The sequence below is a fragment of the Paraburkholderia sp. CNPSo 3076 genome (assembly GCF_026343935.1).
Taxonomy (GTDB): Bacteria; Pseudomonadota; Gammaproteobacteria; order Burkholderiales; family Burkholderiaceae; genus Paraburkholderia; species Paraburkholderia nodosa.
On record NZ_JAPMAL010000078.1, the window covers coordinates 1 to 9,588 of the forward strand.

10 protein-coding genes and 1 pseudogene are annotated in these 9,588 nt (G+C 60.1%); 1 reads left to right on the forward strand and 10 read right to left on the reverse strand.

Translation table 11 applies throughout. The features are described from left to right. The 10 genes and pseudogenes from M3A49_RS41130 to M3A49_RS41175 form a co-directional block, all read right to left on the reverse strand. A pseudogene (locus M3A49_RS41130) lies at window positions 1–175 on the reverse strand (IS5/IS1182 family transposase); the annotation flags it as partial. A 111-nt stretch (window positions 176–286) separates the two neighbouring features. Beyond that, complete coding sequence (locus tag M3A49_RS41135) at window positions 287–628, reverse strand: esterase/lipase family protein (protein ID WP_266233873.1); 342 nt, start codon at window positions 626–628, stop codon at window positions 287–289. Beyond that, window positions 629–1,186: a hypothetical protein gene (locus M3A49_RS41140; RefSeq protein WP_266233874.1), complete on the reverse strand. Its 558-nt coding sequence runs from the start codon at window positions 1,184–1,186 to the stop codon at window positions 629–631. A 749-nt stretch (window positions 1,187–1,935) separates the two neighbouring features. After that, on the reverse strand, window positions 1,936–3,237 hold the full coding sequence (gene gltA, locus M3A49_RS41145) for a citrate synthase (protein ID WP_266233875.1): 1,302 nt from the start codon (window positions 3,235–3,237) through the stop codon (window positions 1,936–1,938). An 89-nt stretch (window positions 3,238–3,326) separates the two neighbouring features. Continuing rightward, window positions 3,327–3,593 carry a succinate dehydrogenase assembly factor 2 gene (locus M3A49_RS41150; protein ID WP_028202905.1) on the reverse strand — a complete coding sequence of 89 codons (267 nt, stop codon included), beginning with the start codon at window positions 3,591–3,593 and terminating at the stop codon, window positions 3,327–3,329. Window positions 3,594–3,608: 15 nt separating this feature from the next. After that, complete coding sequence (locus M3A49_RS41155) at window positions 3,609–4,310, reverse strand: succinate dehydrogenase iron-sulfur subunit (protein ID WP_028202904.1); 702 nt, start codon at window positions 4,308–4,310, stop codon at window positions 3,609–3,611. A gap of 28 nt (window positions 4,311–4,338) precedes the next feature. Further along, window positions 4,339–6,114 (reverse strand): succinate dehydrogenase flavoprotein subunit, encoded by a 1,776-nt coding sequence (sdhA, locus tag M3A49_RS41160; RefSeq protein WP_254358545.1) that lies wholly within the window; start codon window positions 6,112–6,114, stop codon window positions 4,339–4,341. Between the two features lie 4 nt (window positions 6,115–6,118). Next, window positions 6,119–6,487: a succinate dehydrogenase, hydrophobic membrane anchor protein gene (sdhD, locus tag M3A49_RS41165; RefSeq protein ID WP_028202902.1), complete on the reverse strand. Its 369-nt coding sequence runs from the start codon at window positions 6,485–6,487 to the stop codon at window positions 6,119–6,121. Between the two features lie 3 nt (window positions 6,488–6,490). Then, window positions 6,491–6,907 (reverse strand): succinate dehydrogenase, cytochrome b556 subunit, encoded by a 417-nt coding sequence (gene sdhC, locus M3A49_RS41170; RefSeq protein ID WP_254358546.1) that lies wholly within the window; start codon window positions 6,905–6,907, stop codon window positions 6,491–6,493. A 150-nt stretch (window positions 6,908–7,057) separates the two neighbouring features. Further along, window positions 7,058–7,855, reverse strand: a complete 798-nt coding sequence (locus tag M3A49_RS41175) for a GntR family transcriptional regulator (protein WP_035512539.1) — start codon at window positions 7,853–7,855, stop codon at window positions 7,058–7,060. A 602-nt stretch (window positions 7,856–8,457) separates the two neighbouring features. Here M3A49_RS41175 and M3A49_RS41180 point away from each other — a divergent pair. After that, window positions 8,458–9,444: a malate dehydrogenase gene (locus M3A49_RS41180; protein WP_254337501.1), complete on the forward strand. Its 987-nt coding sequence runs from the start codon at window positions 8,458–8,460 to the stop codon at window positions 9,442–9,444. Window positions 9,445–9,588 lie beyond the last annotated feature (144 nt).

Here is a 9,588-nt window from a genome sequence, read left to right on the forward strand (position 1 = left end):
TGGGAGACGTCGCCGGTCGACCCTTGCGCGATACAAAGCTTTCGCTCATTGATGCGCCAAGTCGCTCCCAGTTGATGAGGTCGGCCAAACGTATCAACGGATGCTTCAGGTTGATCTGTTCGCGCAGCGGTTGGCGGAAGAAATCTCCCTCCGTCACAGGCGTCTTCGGACCCATCCGCACCTCATCGAAAAATGCAGGATTCTCACGTTAATGTGCCAGGTTCCTGCAGATCTCACAACACCATTTTGGCCTCAAAGCTCTGCCGCACAAGGCTCTCTGAATTGTTCAGGTTCGACGAAGTAGCTGAAGTGGTCCAGGTGACTGAGCAAAGACCGCAGTCATCTCGGCAGCATTGGCACCCAAAGCAATCCCGACTGGCATCTCGGTGCCGCTTTTCACACGCTTGTACGCAGTAGCCGATCCAGTTGCTGGCATCACCGCGTACAATATTCCAAGGATATTGGCGTTGCCACCCATTTTTTCCGAATACCACCGTGAAACGAGGCCACCCATTGAATGGGTCACTAAAATAACGTAGTCGCATTGCTTGCGTTGGCTTCGGTAGTAATTCTGAAATTCGTTAATCTTCTCGCTCAATCGATTGGTGGAATCGGCGTTCGACTGCAATCAGTTGTATCCGACCGCGTGTACCGGCAAATGATATTTATAAGAAAGCGCCACCTCGTCATAGGAAAGCGGAGCGATCCCCGGGACTGGATCGCGCAAGTCTTTCATCAGTGTCGCTCGCCAACCGTTCTTGCAGGTATCCGCGTCGTTTAGAGCATTTTCAAGCCACGGCAGGAATGTCCCGTAGCTCATGTTGGCAACCTCGCCCCAACCCCGACGACGCAACTCAGCATCCGAAAGTTGTGTGCCTGCCGGTAGCGCACCTCCGCTATAAACCAAAGTATTTACTGGATCGAGTTTCAACTTGCGCTTCTCTGGTCCTCGACTACCCCATTCCTTCAAGACGCTCCAGGTGGTGTTTGCGAGCCATACTGGCCTCTGGCTTAAATCCATCAAATTTGTACCCATCACGCCCGGGACAAGGATGACCGGAATCACGCGATTTGGGATCATGTAACACACCGCGGTGCTGTCATCTGGAGGAGACGTAACAGAGATGTAGTGCGCGGAGCCATCGTCCGCGACCCTTACCGGGATAATACGTTCGTTCGTGGCCATGCAACTGCACTCCGTTTGTTCTTAATTCGAGAAACCAAGAAGCGGATGAATCACAATCACGACGACCAAAATTCATTAATCCGTTGCGCTCAATTTATCGAGCTTTTGTGAACGAATACTGAAAATGAATTCCGAAAAATCGAGAGCCGGACAAATAGACTCTCTTTGTCATTTCAGACGGTTACGGCGCCGAGCTTGAGATCGCTGGCGTCATGATGCGATAGCCATTTCGAGCGCCAATCATGTGTGACGCTCGCCATTTTGCACCCCTGCTAGCTGGCATGCGCGGTACAGTTGATCTCAATTCACGAAAATCTGACGCAGGCCAATCTTTCACATTTCCATGTGATCTGAAATTCGAATATAAGACTAGTCTGATTTAACACCTGTCGAACAGGTCAAACTAAGATCGAATCTCACAATACGCCAACGAAGCTTAACCATAGAAAGCCAAGGTCTGCTCAACCTGTCACTTTGCCACTGTTTCTTTATATTTAATTATGAGCATGCCTCAGTTATACAAAGAAACAGCTCACCGTCCACCTGCTCCGCGATTCCGCCCACTGCCCCCAACATCAATTCGCTCTCACAACCCTCGTACTCGTCCCCCGGCTTCCTTGATACCGCGCAACAGGTCTACCGCTCATTTGCCAAAGCAAACGCCCCGACGGGCGATAACCCGTCGGGGCGTTTGCATGACTGCTTGCATGCTGCGCACCATCTGGCGCGCAGCACGGCAAAAGCGAAGCTTAGCGCTGCGCGATCGGCTTCGCTTCGCGCGGCGTTTCGCCGATGAACAGCTGGCGCGGACGGCCGATCTTCTGCTCGGGGTCGGCGATCATCTCGTTCCATTGCGCGATCCAGCCCACCGTACGTGCCATCGCGAAGATACACGTGAACATCGAGGTCGGGATGCCCAGCGCGCGCTGCACGATACCCGAGTAGAAGTCGACGTTCGGGTACAGCTTGCGCGACACGAAGTATTCGTCTTCCAGCGCGATCTTTTCGAGCTGCATGGCGAGCTTGAAGAGCGGATCGTCGTGCAGACCAAGTTCGTTCAGCACTTCGTAGCACGTTTCGCGCATGAGCTTCGCACGCGGATCGTAGTTCTTGTACACGCGGTGGCCGAAGCCCATCAGCTTCACGCCCGAGTTCTTGTCCTTCACCTGCTTGATGAACTCAGGGATGTTGTCCGGCGAGCCGATCTGTTCGAGCATGTTCAGCGCGGCTTCGTTCGCACCGCCGTGCGCCGGGCCCCACAGACAGGCGATACCTGCGGCGATACACGCGAACGGGTTCGCGCCCGACGAGCCAGCCAGACGCACCGTCGAGGTCGAAGCGTTCTGCTCGTGGTCAGCGTGCAGGATGAGGATACGGTCGAGCGCGCGCACGAGCACGTCGTTGACCTTGTACTCTTCGCACGGGTTCGAGAACATCATGCGCATGAAGTTCGCGCTGTACGACAGATTGTTCTGCGGGTACACGAACGGCTGGCCGATCGAGTACTTGTACGCCATGGCGACCAGCGTCGGCAGCTTCGCGATCATGCGGATCGCCGAAACTTCGCGGTGCTTCGCGTTGTTGATGTCGAGCGAGTCGTGATAGAACGCCGACAGCGCGCCGACTGCGGCGACGAGGATCGCCATCGGGTGCGCGTCACGACGGAAGCCGCGGAAGAAGAACTGCATCTGCTCGTGAACCATCGTGTGCTGCGTGACGGTCTTCACGAACTCTTCCTTCTGCGCCGCGTTCGGCAGTTCGCCGCGATACAGCAGGTAGCAGGTTTCGAGGAAGTCGGCGTTTTGCGCGAGGTTGTCGATCGGGTAGCCGCGGTACAGCAGCTCGCCCTTGTCCCCATCAATGTACGTGATCGCCGAGTTGCACGACGCCGTCGACATGAAGCCCGGATCATACGTGAACTTGCCGGTCTGACCGTACAGTTTGCGGATGTCGATCACATCGGGGCCCATCGTGCCCTTGTAGATCGGCATTTCGACGCTCGGCGAATTGTCGCTGAACGATAGCGTGGCTTTTACATCAGACGGGGTCATAGCACATCCTCAATCGAAGATAAACACGGGATTCGATAGTTTTGTACGTCCGGAGCGGCGACAGTCCACATCACTGCGCGCCGCCGCGCTCAGACGTTCCGAAGCAGCTCCAGCACCCGCTTCACGTCCGGGTCGGCAAGGTCGCCTTCTGGTTCCTTGCGCGCGAGCAGCAAGTCCATCAGGTCGTTATCGCTCAGCTCGAGCAGCCGCGTGAGAGCGCCCACATCGGCGTCGCTGAGTTCATGCTCATAGCGCTCGAAAAACCGCTCAAAAATCAGATCATTTTCGAGCAGGCCGCGCCGCGCGCGCCAGCGAAGGCGCGCGCGGCGATGAGGGTCAGACTGGTGCGATTCCATTTCAGAACAGCAACATCAAACCGCGCGGCGGAACATCAGTTCCTTGATCTTGCCGATCGCCTTCGTCGGGTTCAGGCCCTTCGGGCAAACGTCGACGCAGTTCATGATCGTATGGCAACGGAACAGACGGTACGGGTCCTCGAGGTTGTCGAGGCGCTCGCCGGTCGCTTCGTCGCGGCTGTCCGCGATGAAGCGGTAAGCCTGCAGCAGACCTGCCGGGCCGACGAACTTGTCCGGGTTCCACCAGAAGCTCGGGCACGAGGTCGAGCAGCTTGCGCACAGAATACACTCGTACAGGCCGTCGAGTTCGTCACGCTGCTCAGGCGACTGCAGACGCTCCTTCTCGGGCGGCGGCGTGTCGTTGATCAGGTACGGCTTGATCGAGTGGTACTGGTTGAAGAACTGCGTGAAGTCGCAGATCAGGTCGCGCACGACGGGCAGGCCCGGCAGCGGACGCAGCACGATCTTCGCCGGCAGGTCGTTCAGGTTCGTCAGGCAGGCGAGACCGTTCTTGCCGTTGATGTTCATGGCGTCCGAACCGCACACGCCTTCACGGCACGAACGGCGGAACGACAGCGTTTCGTCCACTTCCTTGAGCTTGAGCAGCGCGTCGAGCAGCATGCGCTCGTGCGTGAGTTCCAGCTCGTACGTTTGCATGCGCGGCGCCGCGTCCTTGTCCGGGTCGTAGCGATAGACTTCAAAAATGCGTTTGGCCATTTCCAATTCCTTTTGACTGGCGTGTGCCTTAGAACGTACGCGCCTTCGGCGGCACGGACTCGACGGTCAGCGGTTGCATGTGGACCGGCTTGTATTCGAGTCGGTCGCCTTCGCTGAACCAGAGCGTATGGCGCAGCCAGTTTTCGTCGTCGCGGTGTTCGTAGTCGCTCTGTGCGTGCGCACCACGGCTTTCCTTGCGGGCTTCAGCCGAAACCATCGTTGCGCGCGCAACTTCGACCAGGTTCGCCACTTCGAGCGCTTCCACGCGCGCCGTGTTGAACACCTTCGACTTGTCCTTCAGGTGGATGTGCTTCGCGCGCTCAGCGATCTGCGCGATGTCCTTCACGCCGTCTTCCAGCAGCTTCGAGGTGCGGAACACGCCTGCGTGCTTCTGCATCGAGCCGCGGATGTCGTTCGCGACGCTTTGCGCGTACTCGCCCGAAGTCGACTTGTCGAGCTCGGCGAGGCGCGAGAGCGCGAAGTCGGCGGCGTCGGCCGGCAGCGGCTTGTGATCGCGCAGTTCCTTGACGTGCTTGACGATGTGGTTGCCAGCCGCACGGCCGAACACCACGAGGTCGAGCAGCGAGTTCGTGCCCAGGCGGTTTGCGCCGTGCACCGAGACGCACGAGCATTCGCCCACGGCGTAGAAGCCGTTGACGACTTCTTCGTGACCCTTCGGCGTGCCAACGACCTGGCCGTTGATGTTCGTCGGGATGCCGCCCATCTGGTAGTGGATGGTCGGCACGACCGGGATCGGCTCCTTGATACAGTCCACGTTCGCGAACTTGAGCGCGATTTCGCGGATCGACGGCAGACGCTTCATGATCGTCTCGGCGCCGATGTGCGACAGGTCGAGCAGCACGTGGTCCTTGTGCGGACCCACGCCACGGCCTTCCTTGATTTCCTGGTCCATCGAACGCGAAACGAAGTCGCGCGGCGCCAGGTCCTTCAAGGTCGGCGCGTAACGCTCCATGAAGCGCTCGCCGTTCGAGTTACGCAGAATGCCGCCTTCGCCGCGCACGCCTTCCGTGATCAGCACGCCCGCGCCGGCCACGCCGGTCGGGTGGAACTGCCAGAACTCCATGTCTTGCAGCGCGATGCCCGAACGGGCCGCCATGCCAAGGCCGTCACCGGTGTTGATGAACGCGTTGGTCGATGCCGCGAAGATCCGGCCCGCGCCGCCCGTGGCGAACAGTGTGGTCTTGCCTTCGAGGATATAGACGTCGCCCGTTTCCATTTCGAGCGCGGTCACACCGAGCACGTCGCCTTCGGCGTCGCGGATCAGGTCGAGCGCCATCCATTCGACGAAGAACGTGGTCTTCGCCGCAACGTTCTGCTGGTACAGCGTGTGCAGCAGCGCGTGGCCGGTACGGTCAGCAGCAGCACAGGCGCGCTGGACCGGCTTCTCGCCGTAGTTGGCCGTGTGGCCGCCGAACGGGCGCTGGTAGATCGTGCCGTCCGCATTACGGTCGAACGGCATGCCCATGTGTTCCAGTTCGTAGACAGCGTTCGGTGCTTCACGGCACATGAACTCGATCGCGTCCTGGTCGCCGAGCCAGTCGGAGCCCTTGATCGTGTCGTAGAAGTGGTAGTGCCAGTTGTCTTCGCTCATGTTGCCGAGCGAGGCGCCGATGCCGCCCTGGGCCGCCACCGTGTGCGAACGCGTGGGGAACACCTTCGAGAGCACACAAACCGACAGGCCAGCGCGCGCGAGTTGCAGCGAAGCGCGCATCCCCGAGCCGCCAGCACCGACGATGACCACGTCGAACTTGCGACGCGGCAATGAATTCTTGATTGCAGCCATTCTTTTACACTCTCCAGAGAATCTGAGCGGCGTAGCCGAGGCTGCCCAGCAGCCATGCGATCGTGAGGACGTCCAGCGTGATGCGCAGGCCGACCGGCTTGATGTAGTCCATCCAGATGTCACGCACGCCAACCCACGCGTGCAGGAACAACGCGATCAGGGTGACGAACGTCGCGAGCTTCATCCACTGCGCGGCGAAGATCGAGGCCCAGCCGTCATACGAGAAGTCGTGCGCGCCGAAGAACAGGACGAGCAGCACGATCGTGTAGATCGCCATGATCACGGCGGTGGCGCGTTGCGCGATCCAGTCGCGAATGCCGTAGTGAGCGCCGACGACAAGGCGCTTCGGACCGATACCGTTTTTAGCCGACATTTTTTAGAACGCTCCGAAGAGTTTTGCCGCAAAGGCGATCGTGAGGACCGTGGAGATGATCACGACGACCAGGGAGGTCGACTTGCCTTTTTCCTTGCTCACGAGGCTATGGTTGAAGTCCATGCACAGGTGACGCACGCCAGCGCAGAAGTGAAACAGGAACGCCCATCCGAGGACCAGCACGATGAGCTTGACGATGATGTTCGAGAGGAAGCCCTTGAATACCTCGAAGCTCAGCTCCGAAGTGAGGCTCTGGTCCAACAGGAACAAGATGAAAGGCAGGAACAGGAACAACAACACACCGCTGATGCGGTGGCCGATCGACACACGACCGGCCAGAGGCAGGCGGTATGCGAACAATATCTGCCCAAGCCCGATGTTCCGGTATTCCGGCCTCGGTTTTTTTGCGGCTTCTGCCATGCTAGACCCCTACTATGTGTTAACACTAATTCGCAATTTTAGCGCCTTTTTATATCGCGCTGCAGCGAAATCCACGTCGGGTACGGCTGGTGGTGCGCGCAAGCAAAGGCACTCTGGGGAAGGGCTCCGCGCCTTTCGCGCGGTCGCCCGTCAACTCAAATCATTCTGATAGTAGTACCCGGTTGTGACATACCATCCGCGGCGCACCTCGACCGGCCGGTCTCCATAGGTATAGGACACGCGCTCGACCGATAGCAAAGGAAAACCTGCGGGCACTTTGAGAAGGTCGGCCACCGTGGGCTCCGCGGCCACGGCGCGGATCTTCTCGGTCGCACGAATCATGCGCGTGCCGAATTCCGCCTCGAACATGGCGTAGAGCGGGCCTTTGTACTCGGCAAGGCGCTCGCTCGTGAGCCCGCGGAACACACCGCCGGGCAGCCAGATCTCGTCGAGCACGGTGCTTTCGCCGTCGAACTGCAGCAGACGCCGGATCAGCACCACCGGGTCCGAGGGCTTGAGGTCGAGCTGGCGCGCGATCTCGGCCGAAGCGCGCAGGCGCCGGCACTCGAGCAGCCTGCTCACGTGCGGGTGCTCCGCGCCGTCATCGGCGAGTAATCTAAGAAAGCGAAACTGGGCGCGTTCTTCGTTGTGCGTTGCAACAAACGTGCCCTTGCCCTGGCGGCGCACCAGCAGATTGTCGGCAGCCAGTTCGTCGATCGCCTTGCGCACGGTCCCCTGGCTCACCTTGTAACGGGCGGCCAGTTCGACTTCGCTGGGGATGATTTCGCCGGGCTTCCATTCGCCGGACTCGAGGCTCTGTGTAATGAGCCCCTTGATCTGCTGGTACAGCGGACTGAAGGTGGGGGACGGTGGAACCGCGGGCGCAGACGCTGGAGCCCCGCTCTCGGGAGCGGTGGAATTCGCGTTGCTGGCCGGGTTTGCACTCATGGCGCGCATTTCAACATAAACCCCCCTACGCATCAAGCATTTTGCCCGCAATAGTTATGTCTTATATAAGACATAAGATACTGTTGACTTTGACCCTGACGACTCCTACACTCCCGATCGAGCAAGGGTTTGCGGGCGGGCTGCATGCTAATTTCAGGACATGAAACCGGCATGACGAAGAGGAGCCGCCGGCTGCATCCACCTCGTGGCGAATGCGCCGCGAGCCGCCTTGCACGATGCTGTTCCCTCACGCAGTAAACGCAGTAGAGGTTTCGATCCGCCCGGCCGGCACGCGTGAGTCGTTGCGCGCCGCGCGTCTGTGGGAGAGCCCGAGCGAGCTGTTGCAGGAGTCGGCACACGCGAAGCGGCCAGCGTCTGGTGTCCCTCGAAGGGCGCCCCGTTCACCTCTTGCCATGTTGCACAGGTTACCGGCACGGCGGTCCGCGCCGGCGGCGCACGCTTCACGGCTTGTCAGTCATGGTTGTTCCAGTGAAGCGCGCACGCCGGCGAGAAAGACCGCCTGTTTCAGCTACGCTTCGTGTATCGCGCATATAGAATGGCGTTTTACCCTGGCGTCTAACGCATCTTCCTGGAGATTTTCAATGGCTAAGCCCGCAAAGCGCGTTGCCGTCACCGGCGCCGCAGGTCAGATCGCTTACTCCCTGCTGTTCCGCATTGCGAATGGCGACCTGCTCGGCAAGGATCAGCCCGTCATCCTGCAACTGCTCGACCTGCCGCAGGCGCAAGCCGCCGTCAAGGGCGTCGTGATGGAACTCGACGACTGCGCATTCCCGCTGCTGGCGGGCGTGGTCATCACCGACGATCCGAAGGTCGCGTTCAAGGACGCCGACGTCGCCCTGCTGGTTGGCGCACGTCCGCGCTCGAAGGGCATGGAACGTAAGGACCTGCTCTCGGCCAACGCCGAAATCTTCACGGTTCAGGGCAAGGCGCTGAACGACGTCGCCAGCCGCGACGTGAAGGTGCTGGTGGTCGGCAACCCGGCCAACACGAACGCCTACATCGCCATGAAGTCGGCTCCGGACCTGCCGAAGAAGAACTTCACCGCCATGCTGCGTCTGGACCACAACCGCGCGCTCTCGCAACTGGCCGCCAAGTCGGGCAAGCCGGTCGCTTCGATCGAGAAGCTCGCCGTGTGGGGCAACCACTCGCCGACGATGTACCCCGACTTCCGTGTCGCAACGGCGGAAGGCCAGTCGCTGACCAAGCTGATCAACGACGACGAATGGAACCGCAACACGTTCATCCCGACGGTCGGCAAGCGCGGCGCGGCGATCATCGAAGCGCGCGGCCTCTCGTCGGCAGCATCGGCCGCCAACGCGGCGATCGACCACGTGCGTGACTGGGTCCTCGGCACGAACGGCAAGTGGGTCACGATGGGTATCCCGTCGGACGGCTCGTACGGCATTCCCGAAGACATCATCTACGGCGTGCCGGTGACCTGCGAAAACGGCGAATACAAGCGCGTGGAAGGCCTCGAAATCGACGCATTCTCGCGCGAGAAGATGGACGGCACGCTCAACGAGTTGCTCGAAGAGCGCGAAGGCGTGGCTCACCTGCTCGGCAAGTAAGCCAACTGTACGAACGGAACGCGCGATTGACGCCCGTTCCGTTCTGCTTGATGGGTACGCGGGGCAGCCTCCGTGACCCGGCCCGCGCGGCCCGTTCCATGCGGGCCGCCCTCGGCGGGCCCGGCTATGCGCCCCACCCTGGGC